Raw genomic sequence first — 22,730 nt, 5'->3', positions numbered from 1 at the left:
TCAGACCTCCGTCACGAGTACCCGCCCCATCCCCGGCGCCAGATCGAACTCGAAGGGCGTGGGCAGGAAATCCATCGCCCATTCCAGCGAGACGTCGCGCAGCGGTCCGGGTGAACGGATGTAGTGGTAGAGGTTCTCGACCCTGAGATACTGACGGTTCCAGGGATCCTTGTTGAGCGCGATCAGCGCCTCACCTTGCCCCTTGGGGTGCGACTTGTGCAGCAGCAGGATGGCCGGATTCGAGCATTCGATCCGCTCGATCGGCCCCTCGCTCTGGAACACCGGATAGCGATCCTTGATCCGGTTGATCTGGGCGATCTCGTGGGTGAGATCGACGTTGATCCCTTCCCATTGATCCGGCTGGGTGTTGACCACGTCGAGCCGGCAGGTAAAGCCGTATTCGAAGCCGATCGGGATCATGACTCCGGTCGAGAACAGCGCGGCGAACAGATAGCGCTGACGCATGGCATTGGGATTCTGGCCCGACTCCAGGAACAGCCGCTCGGTGTCGTGGCTCTCGGGGAAGCTGATCGAGGGCACGACCTGGCGCGTCAGGTCGTATTGCTCCAGCAACCAACTCCCCTCGAAATCCCACCACTTGGAGCTGTTGAAGATGGCATCGAAGCCGGCGCCCGCCGTCGAGCGCGTCTGCTCGGGCGAGCAGCCGAGCGTCTCGGCGACGAAGACGAGATCCGGATCGGCCTTGCGCGCGCGTGTGATCAGGCGCTTCCAAAGCTCGGTCGGGAGCTGATAGGCCGCGTCACAGCGAAACCCCTTGAACCCGAGATCGGCCAGATGGGCGATGACGCGGTGCAGGAAATCCTCCAGCCCCTTGCGGTCCGACGAATGCTCATGATCGAACTGCGCCAGATCGTACCAGACGACCTTGGTGCCGTCGGCCTCGACACAGAAGGGGTTGGCGATCCTGCCGCCCTCGCGCACGAACCACTCGGGATGTTCTTTGACCAGGGCCGAATCGACCGCGCAGTGGTTGATGACCAGATCGATCATCACCGACATGCCCAGCCGTTCGGCCTCGGCGATCATGGCGCGCACCTGGGCATCGGCGTCGAGCTTGGAGCGCCGGTCGACGAAATCCGGGTTGACGGCGAAATAGTCGGCGACCGAATAGAGACTGCCCGAGCGCCCGGTCTTCTGGATCGGGTTGACGAACACCCAGTCGAAGCCCATGGCCGCCGCCCGCTCCAGATGCGGCGTCCACTCAGCGAAGCGGCCCACGAGCCGCGGAAATACATTGTAGATCTTCATACGGCCACCCGCGAAACGCCCATTCGAATGTTCTGGTGACGAAGCTCCGGCTTCGTCACCCGCGAGAGGAAGCTCGGCTTCCCGTTTTCGAAGAACCGAGGTCACGAGAAGCTGGAGCTTCGTGACCAGAAAATCCGATCTCTCGAACTGAAGGCGTTTCAAGCATCGCGGATGTAGTCGTAGATGTTGAGATAGTCCTGACCGGGCCGGTTCCAGGAGTAATCGCAGCGCATGGCGTTCTTCATCAGCTCGCGGAAGTGCTCGGGGAAGGCGTTGTAGCAGTCGATGGCGCGTCCGAGCGCCGACTCCAGACCACGATTGTCGTAGTCGTTGAAGACATAGCCGTTGCGCTCGTGCAGCGGGCGGTTGGAGTGATCCTTGTCGAACACGGTGTCGGCCAGTCCGCCGACGGCGCGCACCACCGGGATGGTGCCGTAACGCAGCGAGATGAGCTGGGTCAGGCCGCAGGGCTCGAACCGGCTCGGCACCAGCATCATGTCGGCACCGGCATAGATCAGATGCGACAGATCCTCGTCGAAGCCGATCTCCAGATGACAATCGGGACTATCGTTGAGCATCCGCTTGAGACCCCAGAAGTCGGCGTTGATCCGATCGTCGGGGCTGGAGCCGAGCAGCACGAACTGCGCACCGCGCTCCAGGGTGTTGAAGATGGCGTGACGCACCAGCTCCAGTCCCTTCTGCGGATCGAGCCGGCCGATGAAGGCGACGATCGCCTTCTCGTTGTCGGCCAGCATCAGACGATGACGCAGGGCGCGCTTGTTGTCGTACTTGCGATCCAGGCTGTCGATGCCGTACCGGACCGGGATGTGGTGGTCGATCTCGGGGTTCCAGACATCGTAGTCGATGCCGTTGACCACGCCGCCGTACTTGATGTGATGGGTGTGCAGCACCGGCTCCAGACCGAAGCCCTGCCCCTGATCCTTGGTCTCGAAGGCATAGCGCGGCGAGACGGTGGTGACGAAGTTGGAGTAGACGATGCCGCCCTTGAGCAGGTTGAGTGCGTTGGGGTGACGTGGGTCGCCGAGCCTGGTGTGCGAGAGGAAGTGCTCGGGTCGGTGCAGGCCGGTGGCGCGCAGCAGCTCGGCGCCGGTGATGCCCTGGTGGGCGAAGTTGTGGATGGTGGTGCAGACGCGCGGATGGGTCATGCCGAGCGCCTGATACTGCTCGAACAGATGCACGGGCACCAGCGCCGTCTGCCAGTCGTGGCAGTGGATGATGTCGGGATGCTTGCCGGCCTTCCACAGGAACTCGATCGCCGCGCGCGAGAAGAAGGCGTAGCGCATCACATCGTCGTGGAAGCCGTAGATGCTGTGACGATTGAAGAAGTTGTCCTGAGAATGCGGCTCGATGAAGAAGCACTTGCGCCCATGCACGAAGCCGAAGAAGACCGTGCAGTGAATGGCCCCTTCGTACCAGGGCACCCAGAGATCCCTGTAGACCTCCTGCAAGTCATAGATCTGGTCGTAACGCATCGAGGCGTACTTGGGCAGGATGATCTCGACATGATTACCGCGAATGGCCAGCTCGCGGGTCAGGCCGAAGACCACGTCGGCCAGTCCGCCGACCTTGGCCACGGTCGCCAGCTCGGGGGTGATATGGACGATGAACAGGCTCGGACGCCAGACCGGCGGCGCGGCCGGTTCCCACTGCGGCTCAGTGGCGTGCCAGGGTTCGTCGTGCTCGGCGTGGGATTCGGGACCGGGCGTCGAGTCGAACGCCGGCATGAGCTCATGCGTGGGTGCATGGCCGAGTTCCGAGAAGGGACGCGGCTCGGGCTTGGTGATGTGCTCGGACTCGCTCTCCGCGCCGACCGCTGGTCTGTCGGCGGCGTCGACTATGAACGGTGCGGTCGGCTCAGGGGCCGGTTCAGGCGCCTGTTCCGGCTCGGGTTCGATGGTCACTGATTGAGCCTGGACTTCAGTCACGACCTGAACGGGCTGAAGCGAGCTACCGGCATCTGGAGTCTCCAGCAAGGACGACGGTTCACCCTGGGTCTCCACGGCAGTCGGTGTCGTCGCCTGAACCGCTGTTTCAGCCATACCGGCGGGCGACGTCTTGGAGTCGGACACCCTGGAAACCTTGCGGGCCGCTGTCTTCTTGATGACCGGCGGCTTGGACGCATCGGCTTGGGCGGTATGCGGTGACGGCCGGACGGCACTGACGACCGTTTCGGTCGGCGTGGGTTCGGGCGTCTTCTTGCCCGTCGTCTTGGTCTTGGCGGTGCTCGTGGTCTGCGACTTTGGGTTGCCGGTGGTCTTCTTGGCCATGCGCTCGATTCCTACGGCTTGGTCGGTCATGGATTGACACGAATGTGGATCGGCCCATTCTGCCATGAAGGGCCGGCCAGGATCGTGAATTGTCGGCTCGATGGGGCGCGGATCGTGGGCATGGATCGACCGCCGAACGGATCCGTTGCTCCGGGCTTCAGGCCCGCTGACCGCGCGTGTTGAAAGCGACGTTCCAGCGCTCATCGCCGCCATCGACCGGGATGGCGGTCAGTTCCAGGGTACCGACCTCGGTCACGGACGCCTGGAGCCGCACCGCGACCACCTCGCCCTTTTTGCGGTCCTCGGCGTTGAGCGTGGTCTGGATCTCGTCGAGTTCGGCCAGCTCGTCCTCGTGCCACTCCTCCAGCAGATCGCCGACCTGATCCTCGCGCCGCACGCTGGAGCCGAAGAAGCGGAAGCGCACCGGCTCGCCGACCACCAGACCGAATTCCTGCGGCGGCGCGACCGGCTCCGAGCCTTCTTCCAGACCGAAGGGCACCAGACACAGCGCCTGGATTTCCGGCTCCATGCCGGGGACGGCGGGCATGGCGCTCTCGACCCCGACATAGTAGGTGTGCGAGGTACCGCCCCGGATGCGCACCCCGCCATGCCGACGCGCATGGGCATAGAAGGCCGCGCCCCGCGCCACGGCCAGATCCAGGTCGCGCGCCTCCAGCCGGCGCGCGGGCGGCGCGTCCTCGGCGGCGAGCCAGCCGTTGAGCACCTCCATCACCCGCTCCTGCAACAGCCCGGCCTTGAAGACGCCGCCGTTGAACAGCACTGCCGTCGGGCGCAGGAAGCTCGCCTCCGGAGACTGCGCGACGAAACCCGCCAGATCCTGGGTCGCGCCCGCCTGACGTCCGAGGAAGGCGGCCAGATGGCGGGTGATGGCCGGATCCTGGGCATAGGGCAGACCGACCTTGGTCAGAGCACCGCGCGAGCGGGTCGCCGGACGGCTGCTCGACTCGACCGCCGGGAAGAAGCCTTCGATCAGACTGGTGCGAACCTCGTCGCGCGTCAGCTCGGTGCGGATGCTGCCGCCGATCAGCTTCGACCCACGGCTCGGCACCACCACGGGCACGCGCTCCAGCTCGGCATCGGCCAGCAGCGACTCCTTGGCCTGACGGCAGGCATGGGTAAGCGCCTGCAACTGCCAGCGATCCAGTTCCACACCGCCTTGAGCGAGCTTGTGACGCAGCCCATAGGCCAGCGCCAGATCCATGTTGTCGCCGCCGAGCAGGATGTGCTCGCCGACCGCGACCCGGTTGAGTTCGAGTGCGCCCTCGTGCTCGGTGACGGCGATCAGCGACAGATCCGTAGTGCCGCCGCCGACGTCGACCACCAGGATGATGTCGCCGACCTGGACCTGTCGACGCCATTCGCCCCGGCTGTCGTTGACCCAGCTATAGAGTGCGGCCTGCGGCTCTTCCAGCAGCACCAGATGCTTGATGCCGATCGCCTTGGCCGCCTCGGCGGTCAGCTCGCGCGCGGCCGGATCGAAAGACGCCGGCACCGTGACCGTGACTTCCAGCCGGTCGAGCGGCTCATAGGGATGCGCGCCGTTCCAGGCATTGCGCAGATGGGCCAGGTAATGAATGGTCGCGTCGAAGGGCGAGATCTGCGGGATCTCGTCGGGCACGCCGGGCGGCAGGATCGGCGCCTGACGGTCGATGTCGGGATGGCAGAGCCAGCTCTTGGCGCTGGAGACCAGCCGAATGGGGGTCATCACGCCCTGGTTGCGCGCCAGCTCGCCGACGATCCGGGTCGGGTCGGACTGCCAGGGCAGGCCCAGATCACCGGGCCGGAACTCATCGGCGTGCGGCAGATAGAGAAAGGACGGCAGCAGCGGGCGCGACTCGACCGCGCCGGGCGAGACCAGTTGCGGGATCGGCAGCATGTCCTGGACGATGCGTTCGCCCTCACTGCGCTCGGAGTCGACCCAGGACAGGGCGCAATGGGTGGTGCCCAGATCGATGCCGACGGCATAACGCGAACCGCTCACAGCTCCACCTCCGCCGCCGCGATGATGCGCGGATCATGGCCGCTGGTGAGCTTGGGCAGGCGGGTCTCGGTCACGCGCCAGCCGCGATGGGCGAGCGTGCCGCTGAAGGGCGGCTCGCCGACCAGATTGCCGGTCGGACGGATGGCGGCGGCGTCGAATCCAGGCTCCAGGGTCACGCGACTGCCCTCGGGTTCGTCGCGCACCGGAGCGAGGCTCAGATAGTCGCGCAGTACCTTGCGGCAGCCCTGATGCACCACGCGCGCCCCGCGCCCGATCTCTTCATCCGAATAGCCCTGGATCTCCTCCTGCAGGAAGTCGACCAAGCGGCCTTCTTTCTGTAACAGGCCGAGCAGCAGCAGGGCCGAATCGGGAGCGGCCTCGCCGAGCGGCACTGTGGCGGGCATGGCTGGATGCGCGGCCGGGTGGACCGGGGTCGAGCCGGCGAGTGCGGCGACCGAACGCGCGAACTCAGGATCTTTCAGCGCGCGACGCAGACTGCCGAATGCGATGGAGACCCGTCGAAAAAAGGACGGCGCCGATGATGACATGGGAGGTTCCTCGATACGGATACGGATGAACAGGAATTCAACAGTGGGCGAGCCGATTATTCAATGACCAAACGCCGCCAGCCCAGGGCCGAATGACTCAGCGCCTCGCCCACACCATCGCGCCATTCGGCCAGCACCAGACGCCGGGCCGCGCGTCCATCGACCTCGTGCACATGATCGGCCGGACGATGCGTATGACCATGGATCAGCCGCACCGCGCCATGACGTCGCAACGTCTCGACGACAGCCTGTTGGTTGACATCCATGATGGTCGCGGTCTTGGCCGAATTGGCCTCGGCGCTGCAACGACGGTAGTCGGCGGCGATGGCGCGACGGCTTGCGAGCGATTTCCAGAGAAAGAGCCGCTTGACCAGCGGATTGCGCACCCGACGCCGAAAACGCTGATAGGCCAAATCATCGGTGCAGAGCCGGTCGCCGTGCATCAACAGGGTCGGTTCGCCGCCGATCCGGATCAGGCAGGGATCGGGCAGCAATCGGCACTTGGTCTCGCGCAGAAAGGCACGACCGATGAGGAAGTCGCGATTGCCGTGCAGGATGGCGCACTCGCTACCCGCCGCCGTCAGCTCGCGCAACGCGGACCGCACCGCCCGATGCAGGGGCGCGTCGTCGTCATCGCCGATCCAGGCATCGAACAGATCGCCCAGGATGTAGAGCCGCCGCGCCGCGCGCGCCCGTCCGGCGAGAAAACGCAGAAAACAGTCCGGCGTCGCCGGCTGATCGGGCGTCAGATGCAGGTCGGAGATGAACAGCGACTCGCCGTCGTCGTTGGATACGGACATGGCAGGCGATGGCGTAGCGGTCGGAGCGTCGGGACGATCCGCCAATCAGTCCTCCGGCAGATCCAGCCAGCCTTGCAGCGCGGCGATCAGCCCCTGGGCCTGAGCACGGCTGGAAATGTTGAACTTGGACTGCTGGCGATACTCGCCGTTGCGCTTCTGATAGCGCCGGATGGTGTAGCGGTCCGGGCTATAGACCTCCTTGGCGCGATCCCATTCGCGATAGCGGAAGAGGATGGTGGTCCAGCTTCCCTTCGACAGAACGACCTTGTCGAGCTCCTTGACGGTTTCGATTCCGTCCTCGACATAGGTGACGGTCAGGTCTTCGATCTTTTCGGCCATGCAGTGTTACTTGTGTGTTCAGTGTATTTGGGTTCAATCGGCCTGGAGCGCGCCGTTACGTCGCAGCAGATCGACGATCTTGGTTCGATCGTCGCGCCGTTCTCCGATCTGCGCGAGCGCCAGATCCAGCGGCAAGGCTTGAGGCTCCAGCGGCACGCCATGCGCGATCAAGGCTTTGGCCACCTGGGTCTTGCCCGTCAGCAGTGCCGTCTGCAAGGGTGTCGCGCCGGTCGCGTCGCGCACGGAAGGATCGGCCCCCGTCTCCAGCAGGGCGCGGGTGATATTGACGCTACCCTGACGCGCGGCCACATGCAGCGGATAATCGCCGTGGGCGTCCGGCTGGTCGACATCCGTGTTCCAATAGACATGACGCTTGACCTGATCCAGGTCGCCGATAGCGACGGCCCGATGGAGATTCAGGGTCGGGCGCGCCGGCTCGCTACAGGCGACGAGCAGAGATACGGACAGACAGAAGAGCACGAGCACTGGACGGGACATGACGGCGAACGACGCGGCGGATCCAATCGATGCTCGGGATCTTAAACCGCGTCCGGCGTGAAAACCACCGGGGTATGGTAGAGTTCACGCATGATCGGAAAACTGCTCCTCACCCTGGCCGTTCTACTCGGCGCCTATGGCGTGCTGCGGGCGCGTTGGCGGGCCAATCGCGCCGTGCCCGGATTGGATCGGCCACAACAGTCGGATTCCTCCTGGCGGACGATGCGTCTGGCCGCCTCGCTCCTGATCGCCATCATGGCCGTGGGCAGCGCGCTCTATCTGGCCCAGCGCTGGTTCGAGGATCAGGAAGTCGTGCAAGTCCAGGTCATCAATGCCGATAGCGGCCGGATCACGCTCTACGAGTCCAGACGCGGCTCGATCGAGGGGCGACAGTTCCAGACGCTCGACGGACGCACCATCCGGCTCGCCGATGTGGAGCGGATGATCATCCTGCCGGCTGAACCGGCACTCGACCCCAGTCGTGAGCCGTCGCAATAGGTCGTTGCCTCGGATCCCCGGCCTCAGTAGATCGCCCCGCCCGCCTGGGCATAGTCCCGCAGAATCTGCGCCGACTCGGCGCGTAACAAATCCGTCGTCACCTCGATGCCGCGCCGGGCATAAGCCGCGATCCAGTCCGCCGGTTTGTGCCCTTCGTCGAAGCCGATCGCGCGCACGTCGCTGTCGCGCGCACCGATGACCACGCGCTCGATGCCGGACCAGGGAATGGCGCCCATGCACATGGCACAGGGTTCGGCGCTGGTGAAGAGCACACAGCCGCCCGGAACGGCCTGACGCAGATCGAAGTGCCCGAGCCGCTGCTGGGCAATGCCGATGGCGACCATCTCGGCGTGCGCGATCGAGCAGCACGAGGCGATCACCAGATTCACGCCGGCGGCGATCAGTCGACCGCTCCGGCGCTCGAAGATGGCCGCCGAGAAGGGACCGCCGCCGGTGCCGGCGCGGATGTTCGCGCGCGCCAGATCCAGCACCAGCGCCATGCGTCCCGTGTCATCGAGATCGTCCGTCTCGCGTGCGGCAAGCACCTCGTCGATCCAAGCCGGAAGTTCGATCCGAATCGAGTTTCGCTGTTCCATTCCAGTCTCCGTCGATGGCTGAGTCAATGCACGCCAAGGCTCGATTATCCGTCGGCGCGTCTTGTATCCGAGTATTTCAGTTCCAATTTAGGACGCATCCGCTCTCGCGGACCTGCATCGGGCACGTTTCGATGGCGCTGTCTCGAATCCGCCCGGCTCGTCGGCCGAGAGTTCTCATCAACGACAAGCGTTTGAATCTGGAGGTTGTGATGCGCGACTCGATCCTGTCCATTGCTCTGACTGGGGCGCTCGTTCTGAGCGCCTCACCGGTCCTGGCCGACTGGACCCTCGACCCCGAACGTTCGGCCGTGACCTATGTCACCATCAAATCCAAAGACATCCCCGAGAACAATCATTTCAAGGAGATGCGCGGACAGATCGACGACCAGGGTCAGGTCGTCGTGACCCTGATGCTCGACAGCGTCGAGACCCTGGTGCCCATTCGCAATGAGCGCATGCGCGAAATCCTGTTCGACACGGCCAATTACAAAGAAGCCGAACTCAAGGCACGGATCGATCCCAAGGCTCTGGAATCGCTACCCGTCGGCCAGATCAAGCGCATGGCCGCCGAGGGCCAACTGACTCTGCATGGCCAGAGTCAGACACTGACCCTATCGATGATGGTCGGTCGGCTCGATGCCGATACCCTGATGGTCGCAAGCACCGAGCCGCTGCTGATCGAGGCCTCCAAGTTCGGGCTGAGCGAAGGTGTCGAGAAACTGCGCGCGATCGCGGGACTGCCGAGCATCAGCGAGGCGGTGCCCGTAGTGTTCGTCGTCACCTTCAACCAGACGCCCGCCAAGAGCGACTGACGCCTCAGGGTCCGGACTACTACTCAGTGAGCCGCGGCTGTCTGAGCAGATCCGGATCCTGGAGTTCGGCGACCCGCTCGGGCGTATAGCCGAGCCGTTCGAAATCCATGATGCCGTTGGGTGCGTGACAGTCGGCGCAGTCATGCCCCCGACGCCGGATGCCGTGGTTGACCATGAGCGTGCCCATCTGGCGCATCCAGTGCGGCTCGACATTGACGAGCCGGCCGTCGACGAGCGGATAGATCGTCTTCCAGCCGCCGCTGACACCGAAATAGGCCATGAATTCGTCCATCATGTAGTGCTTGAACGGCTCCTGATACATGCGTTGGACGATCGGATCCTGGATCGCGCGCTCGACGGCGGCCTGGGTGTTGCCCGTCTCGTAATAGACGTTGTAGTCGAAGGGCAGGATCATGGCCCCGAACGGCCCCTGGTTGGACATGTCCTCGTACATCAGGGCGTTGAAGAGCTTGAACGGATAGATCCGGCTCTCGCCGTCGTTCATGGCCGCGCGCAGGTTGTCCCGGATCATGGCGCGGCGCCGTTCGAGCAGCTCGGGCGAGAGCTGCGACAGCGGGTCCGTGGCCATCCGGACATAGCGCTCGACATCGATGTCGGGATAGCGCTCCTTGAGTTCGACCGCCTTAGCGCGCACGGCGGCGATGATCTCGGGGTCGTCGATCCGCGCGATCTGCCGCATCAGCGGATCATAGGTGTCGGCCCCGTTCGGATTGTTGCCCAGCGCATTGGCCAGAAAGGTGCCGTTGCCGTTGAACCAGAGATAGGTGAAGCCCTTGCCCGGTTCGCCCGAGCGATAGACGTCGGTCGGCTCCCAGATCCCCTCCTCGGCGTTCCAGGTCGGATGGACCCAGTCGCGCAGTACCACGTTGTTGTCTTCCAGGCGCGGGATATGACAGGTCTCGCAGGCCAGACGCGCGATATGGCCGTTGAGCAGTGCCTTGTCCCTGGAGTTGTTGTGGGGCGCTCGCGTGTGACAGGTCTCGCACGAGACCTCCGCGTCCGGCAGATCGTTGGCGACCAGATCCACGCCCATACGCCCGCGCGGAATCTTGTGGCCCTCGGGACGGTGGCAATCGGTGCACTGGATGCCGGCGGCGGCGTGGGCGTCGTCCTCGGGGCTGAAGGGATTGCCGCGCTTGGCCCCGCGATGCAGCAGACGCTGGTGCTTGTAGCCGAGCGACTGGGCGGCGGCATTGTGCGCATAGGCATCGCCGCCCATGTTGTGCTGGTGGCAGCGCAGACAGGTCTCGGAGCTGATCGGGCCGACGGTGAGCGCCGCACGCAGACTGCGATCCTGATCCCAGCGCAACCCATAGTCGTCGCGGATGACGACGCGCCGGTTCATGTCGTAGTCGGTCGCGTGACAGATCAGACAGTCGATCCCCTCCTTGGCCGTGCGCGGCACGTCGCCGATCGGCATCATCTTCTCGGTCGCCGGCTGATAGTTGCCGCCGATGTGACACTGGCCGCAGCCCTCGCTGCGCAGCACGATCTCCCCTTCCTCGACGTGCTCGGGACGGCTCGCGATCAGGGCCGCCCAGCCGGTCCAACTGAAACTGCCCGGAATGCCGCAGGCCCGGTCGATCTTGCCGACCGGGATCTTGTGCGGACCGGCGTTCACCTGACGCCCGTCGTAGCCATAGGTCGAGAAGCCGCCCGAGTCGCTCTGGAACTTGAAGTGTACCGAGTTCACGATGTCGTCGAGCGTGTTCACGGTCGAGCGGGTGCCGTCGGCGTGATCGACCTCGATGGTGGCGTGACAGGTCAGACAGGTCTTGGGGCCTTCGTACCGACGGATGCCGGCGTCGCGGAAATACTTGATGTGGCTCGGCTCGCTGTCGCGGACGACGGAGGCCGTATTCATCAGCATCTCGATCTTGACCTGACGCGCGAAGGGGTCTTGATCCGCGGCCACGATCGACTCGGCCTTGCGCCGACGCGCCTCCTCGCTCAAGGATAGGGCGAGCGCCTCGAATTCTGCATCCGTCAGCCGCTGGCCGCTCTCATAGGTCAGGGGCGCGTTGGTCTTGCCGACATAGGCGTCGAAGAACAGCGGATAGAGGACGCGATAGGCCAGCATCAGGGCGATCAGGATCGACCCGCCGACGAACAGCCGGCGCTTGGTCCTGGGGTCGAGGAGTATGGCGATGGGATTCATGACTTGGCCTCCTCGCGCGGGTCGGAACCCGGCGCGTCCTCGCGGTGCCAGCCGGTGATCATGGCGCGCAGATTGGTCGTGAGCGTCTCGCCGGTGGTGATGATGTAGATGTGCACGAGCAGGAACAGCACCAACAGATAGGCGATGGCCAGATGCGCCATGGCCACCAGCCACACGCTCGGCAGACCGAGCAGGGTCTCGGGCAGCGCGACTGAGAACAGGAACGACCAGCCGCTGATGATCAGCAGCGGCATCAGACCGAACATCACGCCCAGATAGCTGAGCTGTTGCAGGGTGTTGAACTTCATCCCGGCGCTGACATGGAAGGGATGCGGTTCGTTGCGGAAGATGCCCTGGGCGTAATAGCGTCCCTGGACGATCAGACGGTCGACGAAGCCGGCCCCTTGTATCCGGTAGTGCCGCCCGTTCTCGGTCCGCAGATTGCCGACCACGAAGCCGATCCAGCCGAGCGTCAGCAGGATGCCCGCCGTGTTATGGACCGTGACGGCCAGATCGAACGGCATCAGCCGGCCGCCTCCGCCGAAGTGCATACTGGCGCCGGTATACATCAGCACCAGGAACAGCAGCGCATTGATCCAGTGCCAGACGCGCAGCCAGCGCGGATAGAGATAGAGTGCGCTCATGACCGATCCTCCCGTAGACGACGATAGGCGCGATAGCGGCCCCAGCCGTGCGCGATCAGCCCCAGCAGGGTCAGACCGATCACGCCCAACCCCAGGGCGTCGAGCAGCGGACTGCGGCTCATGCCGACGACATAGGCTTCGTTGAAGACCGCCTGCGACAGCCGGCCCCGGCGCTCGAGTTCCGTTTCGGAGCGGTACTGATAGAGCCGGCCGAGCAGACGCGCCTCCTTGGAATGACAACTGACGCAGTCGAAGTTGCTGTCCTTGGCGGCCAGGATCCGGTGCGAGACCGGCTGCCCCGGATCGGTCAGGGGCGTATGACAGTCGAGACAGCGCACCGACTGCCAGTGCTTGTCGCGTTTCGGCAGCCAGAGATGGGCGGTGTTGTGCGGGTCGCGGATCTTCTTGTGGCAGGACAGACAGAGCTGATTGCCTGCGCGCACGATCTCGGCGATCGGCTGCCCGACCTCGGAGTTGCGGAAGGCGTGCGGGTCGTGACAGCGATGACAGTCGAAGCCCTCGACCTTGGGCGAGTCCGAGACGGCATGGATGCTGAGGGCGAATTCCTCGGCGATTGTCTTGAAGGTGTAGGCGCGTTTGTCGGCTTTATGCAGCTCCTTGTGACAGCCGACACAGTCGAGCCGTTGCCCGAGCGCGGACTGCGGATGCGGATATCGTCCGAAGTCGCCCTCGTGGCAGTCGATGCACTGGAGTTCGCCATGCGCCGAGTGCCCGAACCGTCGGCCATCGACGTGCAGGTCGACGAAATCGCCGGTACGCGGGTCGCGATAGCCGAGCGTCTCCATGCGATGACAGCGCAGGCAGTCGGCATTGTCGGTGCCCAGCCGGCCCTGGATGGCGGCCTCGGCCGGCGGCATCGCGCCGGGCAGCAGGCTCATCAGCAGCAGGCCCAAGGCGAGCAGGCCGCCGGATCGGGCCGAGAGATCTTGATCGTTCATGGGTAGGAGCGCTCCCGTTGGCATCGTCTGTCCCCTCAGCTAACGCTCCGTCGTTGGCCAACCTGATTCGTCAATCACCGGCATGAATCGATGGGGGCTCGAATGCGACTACTGGTCCGAAAAGGCTTGGTGAGGTGCCCCGGATCTTGCCCCCATCCTTTCGCGCGATGTCAATGGACGCTATGAGACGCTGCAGAACGAATAGGCAAGAAAAAAACCCACACTTAGGCGGGCTTCGGAATGGCTTGGAACGGCTTGAGACGGGTATTTGGTGGAGCCGAGGGGGATCGAACCCCTGACCTTCGCATTGCGAACGCGACGCTCTCCCAGCTGAGCTACGGCCCCATGATCGGGTATCGACAGCCGCCCTCCCCCGCGATGGGGGAGGACGAGCGGCTGTCATTCTGCGTCATTCCGATCGGCGTGACAAGCGGTGCGAAGAGGCGGAAGCGCTATCAACCCGCCGTCGCCCGCACCGCCTGATTGAGCGCGTTGGCGTCGGCATGCGGCAGCGGCAGATAGACCGCGCCCATTTCCTTGGCCAGCTCACGCCCCTGCGGCTGCGGACGCGGCGAGGTGTCGATCACCAGTGCGGGGATCTCCAGCGAGCGCACCATGCGCGCAGCGGCCAGCGCTTCCTCGTTGGCGCGCGTGCGCCCGCCCGTACCGTCGCGCGCGACATTGGCCCGACCGTCGGTCATGACGATCAGCACCGGGGTGCCGCCACGCCGCTGCACACCGTCGGCCAGCATCATCCCCAGATCGATGCCCGAGGCCAGCGGCGTACCGCCGCCGCCCGGCAATCCCGCCAGACTGCGCTTGGCGCGTACCAGTGAGCGCGTCGGCGGCAGCAGCACCTCAGCCCCCTGCCCCCGGAACGCCACCAGCGCCACCTGATCGCGCCGCACATAGCAGTCGGCGAGCAGCAGCTCGACCGCGCCCTTGGCCTCGGCCAGACGGTGCAGCGCCGAGGAGCCGGAGGCATCGACCACGAAGATGGTCGTGCTCTCGGACTTGTGCTTGAAGCGCGTGATGCGGAAGTCGTCCTGACGGATTTCGAGCCGGCTGGACGGCTTGCCGGCGCGCGCCCGCTCTTCGCGGCGGATGCGCTGCCAGGGCGCGGCGGCGCGCAGGGTCTCGATCACGTTCAGACGCTGTCCGGCGCGCGGCTCGCCGCGCAACACTCCGGCGGGACGTCCGCGCGAGGGCGCATTCCGGACCGCACCCGCCTTGCCGGTGGCACGCGCGCGCGAGCGGCGCAGCTTGCCCATCTGGAGCTGCGCCAGCAGACCGGCCGGGATCGCCGCCTTGGTCGCCTCCAGGATCTTGTCCTGAAGCTCCTGGGGTTCCTGCGGCTCCTGGTTGGACTGCTCCTCGTCCTGCTTCGGCTCTTCCGGCTCGGGCGGCGGCGGTTCGGCGTCCGGCGGCGGCTCCATCGGCGGAAGCCGGGTCGCACGCGGAGCGAGCACCAGACGTCCGGCAACGGCCAGATCCTCGTCGGTCACTTCGGTGCGTTCTTCGAGCGCCGCATGGGCACAGGCCACGCGGCTGGCGAAGATCGAGGCGCGCAACGACGGGATGCCGAGCGCCAGCGCGATATTGCACAGGGTCTCGACCTGGGCATCGGTGATCATGACGCCGGGCAGACGCGGCCGCGCCGCGAGCACGTCCTCGACCGTGTAGTCACAAGCGATGGCCTGATCGTAGCGGACGTAGTTGAGTTCCAGATGGAAGGCCAGTCGATCGAGCAGCGCGTTCGACAGCCCCTCGTCCTCGCCCACGCCCTCGTCGAGCGCGACCACAGCGAAGCGCGAGGGCGTGCGCATGGTCAGACCATCGCGCTCCAGGATGACCTCGCCCGAGTCGAAAGCCATGTTGAGCCGTGCGGCGGTACCGGGCGCGATGCGCTCGGCCATCGACAGCTCGATGACACCACCGTCGGCCTCGACCAGCAGCCCCTTCTCGGCCACCGGACGACCGGCGTTGAGCGTGGCCGCCAGATCCAGTCCGCCGAGCAGTCGCCCATCGGCCACATGCAGCGGAATGCGCCGCATCGGCGTGCCTTCGGGCTGGAGGTCGCGCATGATCGACAGCCACTGATCGCGCACCGGACCGGGCAGCGCACGCAGCGCCACGCCGCCGGTACCGACCGGATCGATCGTCATCAGGACGGCGGCCAGGACGGCATCGTCCCAGGGCGAGTGGCCCGGACCCGCCTGAAGCGGGGCCGGTGTGCCGCCGTCCGCGACAGCGGGATTCGGGCCGGGTGTGCTCATTCGCCGAACAGCTCCTTGATCGCGCGCTCGACACGGCTGGTCGAGCCGGACTCGTCGAGCGGGTCGCGACGCAGACGATGGCGCAGCGCCGAGACGGCAATGGTCTTGACGTGATCGACGGTGACGGTCTTGTCGCCCTGGAGCGCGGCGAGCGCACGCGCCGAGCGGATCACGGTCAGCTCGCCGCGCAGACCGTCGGTGCCGAGCTTGATGCAGAGCTTGGCCGTTTCTTCGAGCGTCCGGTCCGGCACCTCGACTTCGGGCAGCAGCTTCTTGGCCTTCTGGATCTGGCGGCTGACCTTGGCGTCCTTGGTCTTCCACTTCTCGACGAAGGCCTCGGGATCGCGCTCGAACTCGTCGCGCAGACGCACCACCTTCATGCGCGTGGTCAGATCGGTCGGCGTCTTGACCTCGACCGAGAGACCGAAACGGTCCTGCAACTGCGGACGCAGTTCGCCCTCTTCCGGGTTGCCCGAGCCGACCAGCACGAAGCGCGCCGGGTGGCGCACACTCAACCCCTCGCGCTCGACCAGGTTCTGACCGGACGCGGCCACGTCCAGCAGCGAGTCGACCAGATGGTCTTCGAGCAGGTTGACCTCGTCGATGTAGAGGAAGCCGCGATGGGCGCGCGCCAGCAAGCCCGGCTCGAAGGCTTTTTCGCCCTTGGTCAGGGCGCGCTCCAGATCGAGTGCGCCGATGACGCGGTCCTCGGTGGCGCCGAGCGGCAGATCCACCACGGGCACCGGCACCTGCCGGCTCTTGAGACTGCCGTTCTTGGCCTTCCTGGCGCGGCACTCCTGGCACAGATAGTCGTCACCGGCCTCGGGGTCGCAGTTGTAGGTGCAGTCGACCGCGCGCATCTTCGGCAGCAGGGCGGCCAGTCCACGGATGGCCGTGGACTTACCCGTGCCACGATCACCGAAGACGAGCACGCCGCCGATGGAGGGATCGATGGCCGCCATCAGCAGGGAGCGTTTCATCTCCTCCTGGGCGACGATGGCGGAAAAGGGAAAAGGGATGGGCATACGCGGCGAACCTGGTTCTAGTGTTTGCTAGTGTGTCGAAATGGGTATAGGGTCTGGCGAGCGCGAGCACCCGAATCGAGCGCGCTCAGGCGCGGGCGCGAAAATCGAACTCGCGACCCTAGCGCCCATCGCTAGGCAAGGTCAAGTTCCATGATGCAAATCTTGGATTGCTCAGCTTCGGGTTATTGCCTAGGATGCAACAATGCAAGCACAGATGATTCTGAGTACGAAGGAAGTCCGGCCGGATGGCACTGTGGTGCAGATGGTCGTCTGGCGTCTTCCGCAGTCCTCGGCGGAACGTCCGCACGGTCTCAAATATCGGCTCTATTGCGGTCGCCATGGCCGATGCCTGGTGCGCTACGATAACGAGCGCGGCAAGGGCGATCATCGCCACGAAGGCGAGACCGAGACGCCATATCGCTTCAAGAGCCTGCTCGGTCTGATCGAGGATTTTCGCGAGGATGTGCGCCGTTTGGCAGGAGAGAATTATGTCTAAAGCGATCGTGGAAACATCCGCCGCCGGTGATTACTTCGCCAAGGCGCTGGAGGTAGCGCGCCTGGTCGATGCGGGCGAAGCGGTTCCGGAGGCCGACTACTATCTCGGCTTCAGCAGTGCGGCCCAGCTCTTCGGTGAGCTGACGGCCGCGCGCATGGCGCTGCTCGAAGCCCTCAAGGGGCTGGGGCCGGTTTCGATCCATGCACTGGCCAAACAGGTGGGACGCAACTACAGCAACGTGCATTCGGATGTGACCAAGCTGCTGGACCTGGGCCTCATCGAGAAGGATGCGGCAGGCAAGATCTTCGTCCCTTGGGAGGAAATCCAGGTCCGGGTCAGCGTCGGCAGGGCGAAGGCAGCCTGACGCACTGGCTGCGGCTGTTTGCACAGTGACGCGCCGGGCGTGCTTATCCCGTAATATATCGCCCCGTTCGGCTCGACCCGAGCACAGATCCATCTGCCGGAGGACGACAACGGTCCACCACCCCCGCCTGAAGGCGGGGGCTTGTGAGGCGACTCGCAAGCCGGGTTGACCAGGGACAGCGGTGAACATCCGCTCCGTTTGCAACAGGTCGCTGAGACCCACTCCGGGATGCTTCCTCAGTCCCGGACCCTGGAAGGTCGGGATCATGCAGGCGCAAGGTAAAACGCCGAAGGTTCCGATCGTCACCGCAAGGTGAGAGCCGGTTGCCGACATTCCCGAGGGGAGCGAGCCGCGAGGCTCCGTCACTAGGCCCGTAAGGGCAGGAATTGAAAAATGGCCGTATTCGTACTCGACAAACAGAAACGTCCGCTGATGCCGTGCACGGAGAAACGCGCGCGGCTGTTACTGGAGCGCGGACGCGCCGTGGTGGTGCGTCCGGCCCCGTTCACCATTCGGCTGAAGGATCGGCTCGGCGGAGCGGTTCAACCGCTGCGCCTGAAGCTGGATCCGGGCAGCCGTGTCACCGGACTGGCCCTGGTGCGTGAATCCGAAACCTACGATCCTGAAACGGGCGCGATCGAGCGCTTGGAGCATGGACTATGGTTTGGTGAACTGACGCATCGCGGTCACCAGATCCGGGACGCCCTGACGCTTCGGCGTCAGTACCGGCGCGCGCGTCGGTCTCGCAAGACCCGCTACCGGGCGCCGCGCTTCCTGAACCGCACTCGCCGTGAGGGCCGGCTGCCGCCGTCGTTACAGCATCGGCTCGACACCACCGTCAACTGGGTACGGCGCCTGTGCCGGATCGCCCCGATCAGCGCCCTCAGTCAAGAACTGGTGCGGTTCGACACTCAGGCCATGCAGAACCCGGAGATCCGCGGGGTCGAATACCAACAGGGCGAACTGGCGGGCTACGAAGTGCGTGAGTACCTGCTGGAGAAATGGAACCGCACCTGTGCCTATTGCGGCGCGACGCACGTGCCGCTGGAGATCGAGCATATCCAGCCCAAGAGCCGGGGCGGATCGGATCGGGTCTCGAACCTGACGCTGGCCTGCCGGCCCTGCAACGAACTCAAGGGGAACCGGCTGATCGAGGCGTTTCTCAAGGGCCGGCCGGTGCTCCTGAAACAGATCCAAGCGCAGGCCCAAGCGCCGCTCCAGGACGCCGCCGCCGTCAATGCCACGCGCTGGGCGCTGTTCGCGGCGCTCAAAGCTACGGGTCTGGCGGTCGAAACCGGCTCGGGCGGACGCACCAAGTTCAATCGCACGCGCCTGGACATCCCCAAGACCCATGCCCTCGATGCCGCCTGTGTCGGCGCCGTCGATCAGCTACGGGACTGGAACCGCCCGGTCCTGGCCATCCGCGCCACCGGACGCGGCGCTTACAGCCGCACGCGCACGTTCAACAACGGCTTCCCGCGCGGCTATCTCACCCGTGAAAAGCGCGTCCACGGCTTCCAGACCGGCGATTGGGTGCGCGCCGAGGTGCCCAAAGGCAAGAAGGCCGGTGTGCATGTCGGGCGTGTGGCGGTGCGCCGAACCGGATCGTTCAACATCCAAACCCAGGGCGGAACCGTCCAGGGGATCTCCTACCGCCATTGCCGTCTCCTTCAGCGTGCCGACGGCTATGGTTATTCATTTCAACCCAAACCACAGACGGAGGAAGCGAGACGGGCGGCTTGACGGCGCTACGCGCCGCGCGCTATCCCTCACCGCCCTGAAGGACGGGGTTTCTCGCGCAATGCTGATGATCTTCGCCACCCTTCCCGCCAGCACGCGCGCCGCGCGCGCCATCGAGGCCGCCGCATGAACGACGCCGTGCTCGACCCACAGGACACCGGCCCCTCCAAGGGACTCGACACCATCTCGCTCCTGAGCAGCGACGCGCGGCTCCAGGGGCGGCCCAAGCTCTGTAGCGACTGCGGGCTGTGCGACAGCGCGCTCAAGGGACGGATGTCCTCGGCCTGCATCTTCGTGCGCAACCGGACCAGCGAGATCGAACAACGCCTGCACGGTCGCACGCGCCGGTCCGACGACGAAGGGCGCTTCGGCATCCATCGCGCCCAGTACGCCGCACGCATGCGTCGACCCAATCCCCAGGCGCAGTGGAGCGGCATCGTCACCTCGCTCGGTGCGCGCCTGCTTGAACAGGGTCAGGTCGAGGCCGTCATCACCACGGGCGCGGCGCCCGGCACCCGTTTCAAGTCCGAGCCGGTGCTGGCGCGCACGCCGGCCGACGTCCTGGCCACCGCCGGCAACAAGCCCTGTCTGTCGCCCAATCTGCGTCTGCTCGATCAGGTGCGCGAACAGGGCATCAAGCGACTGGCTTTCATCGGTACAAGCTGTCAGGTGCACATGCTGCGCGCGGTCGAGGCCGAACTCGGGCTGGAGAAGCTCTATGTGATCGGCATCCCCTGTAGCGACAACGTCACCTATCCGGATCTGGAATATTTCCTGACCCAGGTCTCGCGCTCGCCGCAGACCATCGTTCACTACGAGTTCATGCAGGACTTCAGTCTCTGGATGCGCCACGAGGACGGCCGGAAAGAGCGCGTCAACTACATCGACTTCCCGATGGACAAGCTGCACGGGATCTTCCCCTCCTCCTGTCTGTCCTGCTTCGACTATCCGAATACGCTGTGCGACCTGACCGTCGGCTACATGGGTGCTGAACTGGGCTGGCAGTGGGTACTGGCGCGCACCGAGATCGGCGAGGAGCTGTTTGAGCTGATCCGTCCGGACCTGGAGATCGGCGAGCTGACCTCGAGCGGCGACCGCACGCGCGGCATGCCGCACTACATCGCGCGTCTGACTCAGCCGCCGGGGGCCAAGAAGTCGCCGTTCCTGGTGCGCAAGCTGGTGGCCTACATGCAGCGCAAGAAGGGCTCGAAGGGGCTGGAGTTCGCGCGCGCCATCATCGAAATGAAGCTGCTGCGCAATCTGAACTATGTGCGCAGTAAGTTTCCGCGCTTCGAGGCGCGCGTGGTGCCCGAGCATGTCTATCAGACGCTCGCACCCTATGCGGACAAGTACCTTGAGGTCTTCGGGCGTCCGCTGGCTCCGCAGACCGAAGAATGAGACTGATCCGGGGCCTGCACAATCTGCGCCCCGCCGATCGCGGCTGTGTCGCCACGATCGGCAATTTCGACGGGGTGCATCTGGGGCATCGCGCGGTCTTCCAGCGGTTGCTGACGCGCGGGCGTGAGCTGGGACTGCCGGCGACCGTGATCACCTTCGAGCCTCAGCCGATGGAGGTGTTCGCGCCCGAGTCGGCGCCGGCGCGGTTGACGCGGTTGCGCGAGAAGCTCGGGGCACTGCGCGCGAGCGGCATCGAGCGGGTGATGCTGCTGGAGTTCGGGCCACGGCTGGCGGCGATGTCGGCACCGGAGTTCGTGCGGCGGTTGCTCATCGACGGGCTGGGCGTGCGCTTTCTGCTGGTCGGCGACGACTTCCGGTTCGGGCGGGGACGCGCGGGTGATTTCGCGCTGCTGACTGACATGGGACGCGAGGCCGAGACGCACGGGGTCGGATTCGCGGTCGAGGATCTGCACACCATCACCCACGGCGCCGAGCGCATCAGCAGCACGCGGGTGCGCGAGGCGCTGGCGCGCGGGGATCTGGAACAGACGCGGCATCTGCTCGGTCGGCCCTATTGTCTCGAAGGTCGCGTGGTGCATGGCGACAAGCGCGGGCGCGCCATCGGTTTCCCGACGGCCAACATCGCGCTGCATCGTCGTGTCAGCCCGGTGCGCGGGGTCTATGCGGTGCGGGTGCGCGGATTGGGGCAGGAGCCGGAACCCTGGCCGGGCGTGGCCAACATCGGCACACGCCCGACGGTCGACGGAACCACAGCAAGACTGGAAGTGCATCTGTTCGACTTCGACCAATCGATCTACGGCCGGCATCTGGAAGTCGAACTGGTGCTGCGTCTGCGCGATGAACAGCGTTTCGAGTCGTTCGAGGCGCTACGGGCGCAGATCCGGCGCGATGCCGAGACGGCGCGGGCGTTCCTAGGCGCTCAACCCATCGTCTGAGTGCCGTCAGGACTCAACGGACATCGATCAGTACACGGCGTCATGGGCGGCGGAGACTCCACGCCGGAGCATCCGACCGCACCTACCATCACACTCGATCAGTCGTAGATCAGCTCCGACCAGCGCCCATCCTCGATCAACCGCTGTTTGAGCTGCTTCCACTCCACCTCGGAGCCGGCCTGCTTGGCCATGACCCGGTCGAACACCTGCGTGACCTTGCTCAGACCGGAGAGGAACACATGGGTGTTCGGCTCGCGCATCAGACGCCAGGCCTCGGCAGAGTGTTCGGTCAACCCCTGCTCCAGCGCCTGTGAGGAACTCATCAGCGGCTTCGTGCCCAGCGCACGGAAGGCCTGGAAGGTCTTCTCGTCGTAGTAGTGCGTCAGGTCGCTGGTCTCGTCGTTGGCGTACATCAGATCCAGACCGCTGTGACCGCCGTAGTAGAGCCGCACCTGCCCCTTCCAGTCGCCGCGACGCTCGTAGATGAGCTGGGCGAAGGCGCGGAAGGGTGCAATCCCGGTTCCGGTGCCGATCATGAGCAGATTGGCGCGGTTGTCCAGCGGCATGCGGAAGGGGCTGAGATAGGGGCCGCTGATCGTGATCTGGTCGCCCGGCTTGGCATCGCACAGATAATTGGAGGCCACGCCCGGATAGCGCTCGCCGCTGACCTCATCGATGTAGAAACAGCGACGCACCAGGATATCCAGATGCACCCCGCCGCCGACCGGAACGTTGCGCGCATTGGCGATCGAGTAGCGGCGCACGTGCATCTCGTTGCCGAATTCGTGCGGTCCGGGCACCAGCACGCCGATGCTTTGGCCCTCGACGAACTGGAAGGCGGGATCGAGCACTTCGAGCGTGATGTGACGCACCTCGTCGGTGGTCTCGGGCGTGATGCGCTGGCTGGCCTTGATGACCGCCGGGGCGGTGGGGCCGATGTACTTGATGTCTTGTTGACTCATCCAGTCACTCCTTCACTCCGGCGACCGCCGGCCGCAAGAGGATACATTGATGTGATCGAGAGAAACGCGAACCGAGCAGCT

General features: G+C 65.2%; 21 protein-coding genes and 1 tRNA gene. 7 read left to right on the top strand and 15 right to left on the bottom strand.

The genetic code is table 11. From position 1 onward, the window contains the following. The 7 genes from Atep_RS07255 to Atep_RS07225 form a co-directional block, all read right to left on the bottom strand. The gene (locus tag Atep_RS07255) at positions 1-1,269 is read right to left on the bottom strand and encodes an alpha-amylase family glycosyl hydrolase (RefSeq protein ID WP_213381166.1); all 1,269 of its coding nucleotides are present in this window, start codon (positions 1,267-1,269) and stop codon (positions 1-3) included. Positions 1,270-1,427: 158 nt separating this feature from the next. After that, the gene (glgA, locus tag Atep_RS07250) at positions 1,428-3,587 is read right to left on the bottom strand and encodes a glycogen synthase GlgA (protein ID WP_236786601.1); all 2,160 of its coding nucleotides are present in this window, start codon (positions 3,585-3,587) and stop codon (positions 1,428-1,430) included. Positions 3,588-3,714: 127 nt separating this feature from the next. Continuing rightward, positions 3,715-5,559 carry an Hsp70 family protein gene (locus Atep_RS07245; RefSeq protein WP_213381164.1) on the bottom strand — a complete coding sequence of 615 codons (1,845 nt, stop codon included), beginning with the start codon at positions 5,557-5,559 and terminating at the stop codon, positions 3,715-3,717. Continuing rightward, the gene (locus tag Atep_RS07240; RefSeq protein WP_213381161.1) at positions 5,556-6,107 is read right to left on the bottom strand and encodes a DUF2760 domain-containing protein; all 552 of its coding nucleotides are present in this window, start codon (positions 6,105-6,107) and stop codon (positions 5,556-5,558) included. The genes Atep_RS07245 and Atep_RS07240 overlap by 4 nt, the downstream gene beginning before the upstream one ends. A gap of 56 nt (positions 6,108-6,163) precedes the next feature. Further along, positions 6,164-6,907: a UDP-2,3-diacylglucosamine diphosphatase gene (locus Atep_RS07235; RefSeq protein WP_213381160.1), complete on the bottom strand. Its 744-nt coding sequence runs from the start codon at positions 6,905-6,907 to the stop codon at positions 6,164-6,166. A gap of 45 nt (positions 6,908-6,952) precedes the next feature. Continuing rightward, positions 6,953-7,246 (bottom strand): hypothetical protein, encoded by a 294-nt coding sequence (locus Atep_RS07230; protein WP_200156292.1) that lies wholly within the window; start codon positions 7,244-7,246, stop codon positions 6,953-6,955. A gap of 33 nt (positions 7,247-7,279) precedes the next feature. Beyond that, entirely contained in the window at positions 7,280-7,744 is a 465-nt protein-coding gene (locus tag Atep_RS07225; RefSeq protein WP_236786597.1) for an ankyrin repeat domain-containing protein, read from the bottom strand. Between the two features lie 90 nt (positions 7,745-7,834). On the opposite strand from Atep_RS07225, the gene Atep_RS07220 reads away from it, so the two are divergent. Continuing rightward, positions 7,835-8,242, top strand: coding sequence for a hypothetical protein (locus tag Atep_RS07220; protein WP_213381157.1), 408 nt, complete (start codon positions 7,835-7,837; stop codon positions 8,240-8,242). A 23-nt stretch (positions 8,243-8,265) separates the two neighbouring features. Here the strand turns inward: Atep_RS07220 and Atep_RS07215 are convergent, their stop codons facing one another. Beyond that, on the bottom strand, positions 8,266-8,838 hold the full coding sequence (locus Atep_RS07215; protein ID WP_213381155.1) for a nucleoside deaminase: 573 nt from the start codon (positions 8,836-8,838) through the stop codon (positions 8,266-8,268). Between the two features lie 209 nt (positions 8,839-9,047). On the opposite strand from Atep_RS07215, the gene Atep_RS07210 reads away from it, so the two are divergent. Then, a complete protein-coding gene (locus Atep_RS07210) occupies positions 9,048-9,650 on the top strand; it encodes a YceI family protein (protein ID WP_213381153.1) in 603 nt (200 codons plus the stop codon). Positions 9,651-9,669: 19 nt separating this feature from the next. Here the strand turns inward: Atep_RS07210 and Atep_RS07205 are convergent, their stop codons facing one another. The 6 genes from Atep_RS07205 to bchI all read right to left on the bottom strand — a co-directional run bounded on the left by Atep_RS07205 (position 9,670) and on the right by bchI (position 16,733). Then, positions 9,670-11,829, bottom strand: a complete 2,160-nt coding sequence (locus Atep_RS07205) for a multiheme c-type cytochrome (protein WP_213381152.1) — start codon at positions 11,827-11,829, stop codon at positions 9,670-9,672. After that, the gene (locus tag Atep_RS07200) at positions 11,826-12,473 is read right to left on the bottom strand and encodes a cytochrome b/b6 domain-containing protein (protein ID WP_213381151.1); all 648 of its coding nucleotides are present in this window, start codon (positions 12,471-12,473) and stop codon (positions 11,826-11,828) included. The genes Atep_RS07205 and Atep_RS07200 overlap by 4 nt, the downstream gene beginning before the upstream one ends. After that, complete coding sequence (locus Atep_RS07195; protein WP_213381150.1) at positions 12,470-13,432, bottom strand: cytochrome c3 family protein; 963 nt, start codon at positions 13,430-13,432, stop codon at positions 12,470-12,472. The genes Atep_RS07200 and Atep_RS07195 overlap by 4 nt, the downstream gene beginning before the upstream one ends. Positions 13,433-13,701: 269 nt before the next feature. Further along, a tRNA-Ala gene (locus Atep_RS07190) sits at positions 13,702-13,777 on the bottom strand. Positions 13,778-13,887: 110 nt separating this feature from the next. Continuing rightward, on the bottom strand, positions 13,888-15,708 hold the full coding sequence (locus Atep_RS07185) for a magnesium chelatase subunit D (protein WP_213381149.1): 1,821 nt from the start codon (positions 15,706-15,708) through the stop codon (positions 13,888-13,890). Next, a complete protein-coding gene (gene bchI, locus Atep_RS07180; RefSeq protein WP_213381147.1) occupies positions 15,705-16,733 on the bottom strand; it encodes a magnesium chelatase ATPase subunit I in 1,029 nt (342 codons plus the stop codon). Before bchI ends, Atep_RS07185 begins: the two co-directional genes overlap by 4 nt. 214 nt (positions 16,734-16,947) lie before the next feature. On the opposite strand from bchI, the gene Atep_RS07175 reads away from it, so the two are divergent. From Atep_RS07175 to ribF, 5 genes are all read left to right on the top strand, one after another. Beyond that, the gene (locus Atep_RS07175) at positions 16,948-17,229 is read left to right on the top strand and encodes a toxin-antitoxin system TumE family protein (protein ID WP_236786594.1); all 282 of its coding nucleotides are present in this window, start codon (positions 16,948-16,950) and stop codon (positions 17,227-17,229) included. Next, the gene (locus Atep_RS07170; protein WP_213381146.1) at positions 17,222-17,593 is read left to right on the top strand and encodes an HVO_A0114 family putative DNA-binding protein; all 372 of its coding nucleotides are present in this window, start codon (positions 17,222-17,224) and stop codon (positions 17,591-17,593) included. Before Atep_RS07175 ends, Atep_RS07170 begins: the two co-directional genes overlap by 8 nt. Positions 17,594-17,986: 393 nt before the next feature. Further along, positions 17,987-19,336, top strand: coding sequence for an RNA-guided endonuclease IscB (gene iscB / locus Atep_RS07165; RefSeq protein ID WP_213381144.1), 1,350 nt, complete (start codon positions 17,987-17,989; stop codon positions 19,334-19,336). Between the two features lie 123 nt (positions 19,337-19,459). Beyond that, the gene (locus Atep_RS07160) at positions 19,460-20,731 is read left to right on the top strand and encodes a Coenzyme F420 hydrogenase/dehydrogenase, beta subunit C-terminal domain (protein ID WP_213381143.1); all 1,272 of its coding nucleotides are present in this window, start codon (positions 19,460-19,462) and stop codon (positions 20,729-20,731) included. Beyond that, positions 20,728-21,687, top strand: coding sequence for a bifunctional riboflavin kinase/FAD synthetase (ribF, locus tag Atep_RS07155; RefSeq protein ID WP_213381141.1), 960 nt, complete (start codon positions 20,728-20,730; stop codon positions 21,685-21,687). The genes Atep_RS07160 and ribF overlap by 4 nt, the downstream gene beginning before the upstream one ends. A gap of 98 nt (positions 21,688-21,785) precedes the next feature. On the opposite strand, the gene Atep_RS07150 is transcribed toward ribF, so the two are convergent. After that, positions 21,786-22,649, bottom strand: coding sequence for a ferredoxin reductase domain-containing protein (locus tag Atep_RS07150; RefSeq protein ID WP_213381140.1), 864 nt, complete (start codon positions 22,647-22,649; stop codon positions 21,786-21,788). Between the last annotated feature and the right edge of the window lie 81 nt (positions 22,650-22,730).

The organism is Allochromatium tepidum (assembly GCF_018409545.1).
In the GTDB taxonomy this organism is placed as follows: Bacteria; Pseudomonadota; Gammaproteobacteria; order Chromatiales; family Chromatiaceae; genus Thermochromatium; species Thermochromatium tepidum_A.
The sequence above is the reverse complement of the archived record's forward strand: the minus strand, read 5'-3'. Positions and strand labels throughout refer to the sequence as shown.

Bases quoted from the DNA above. Each gene is read 5' to 3' on its own strand.
- Atep_RS07255 (WP_213381166.1), bottom strand. From the start codon at position 1,269: ATGAAGATCTACAATGTATTTCCGCGGCTCGTGGGCCGCTTCGCTGAG.
- glgA (WP_236786601.1), bottom strand. From the start codon at position 3,587: ATGACCGACCAAGCCGTAGGAATCGAGCGCATGGCCAAGAAGACCACC.
- Atep_RS07240 (WP_213381161.1), bottom strand. From the start codon at position 6,107: ATGTCATCATCGGCGCCGTCCTTTTTTCGACGGGTCTCCATCGCATTC.
- Atep_RS07235 (WP_213381160.1), bottom strand. From the start codon at position 6,907: ATGTCCGTATCCAACGACGACGGCGAGTCGCTGTTCATCTCCGACCTG.
- Atep_RS07230 (WP_200156292.1), bottom strand. From the start codon at position 7,246: ATGGCCGAAAAGATCGAAGACCTGACCGTCACCTATGTCGAGGACGGA.
- Atep_RS07225 (WP_236786597.1), bottom strand. From the start codon at position 7,744: ATGTCCCGTCCAGTGCTCGTGCTCTTCTGTCTGTCCGTATCTCTGCTC.
- Atep_RS07220 (WP_213381157.1), top strand. From the start codon at position 7,835: ATGATCGGAAAACTGCTCCTCACCCTGGCCGTTCTACTCGGCGCCTAT.
- Atep_RS07215 (WP_213381155.1), bottom strand. From the start codon at position 8,838: ATGGAACAGCGAAACTCGATTCGGATCGAACTTCCGGCTTGGATCGAC.
- Atep_RS07210 (WP_213381153.1), top strand. From the start codon at position 9,048: ATGCGCGACTCGATCCTGTCCATTGCTCTGACTGGGGCGCTCGTTCTG.
- Atep_RS07205 (WP_213381152.1), bottom strand. From the start codon at position 11,829: ATGAATCCCATCGCCATACTCCTCGACCCCAGGACCAAGCGCCGGCTG.
- Atep_RS07200 (WP_213381151.1), bottom strand. From the start codon at position 12,473: ATGAGCGCACTCTATCTCTATCCGCGCTGGCTGCGCGTCTGGCACTGG.
- Atep_RS07195 (WP_213381150.1), bottom strand. From the start codon at position 13,432: ATGAACGATCAAGATCTCTCGGCCCGATCCGGCGGCCTGCTCGCCTTG.
- Atep_RS07185 (WP_213381149.1), bottom strand. From the start codon at position 15,708: ATGAGCACACCCGGCCCGAATCCCGCTGTCGCGGACGGCGGCACACCG.
- bchI (WP_213381147.1), bottom strand. From the start codon at position 16,733: ATGCCCATCCCTTTTCCCTTTTCCGCCATCGTCGCCCAGGAGGAGATG.
- Atep_RS07175 (WP_236786594.1), top strand. From the start codon at position 16,948: ATGATTCTGAGTACGAAGGAAGTCCGGCCGGATGGCACTGTGGTGCAG.
- Atep_RS07170 (WP_213381146.1), top strand. From the start codon at position 17,222: ATGTCTAAAGCGATCGTGGAAACATCCGCCGCCGGTGATTACTTCGCC.
- iscB (WP_213381144.1), top strand. From the start codon at position 17,987: ATGGCCGTATTCGTACTCGACAAACAGAAACGTCCGCTGATGCCGTGC.
- Atep_RS07160 (WP_213381143.1), top strand. From the start codon at position 19,460: ATGAACGACGCCGTGCTCGACCCACAGGACACCGGCCCCTCCAAGGGA.
- ribF (WP_213381141.1), top strand. From the start codon at position 20,728: ATGAGACTGATCCGGGGCCTGCACAATCTGCGCCCCGCCGATCGCGGC.
- Atep_RS07150 (WP_213381140.1), bottom strand. From the start codon at position 22,649: ATGAGTCAACAAGACATCAAGTACATCGGCCCCACCGCCCCGGCGGTC.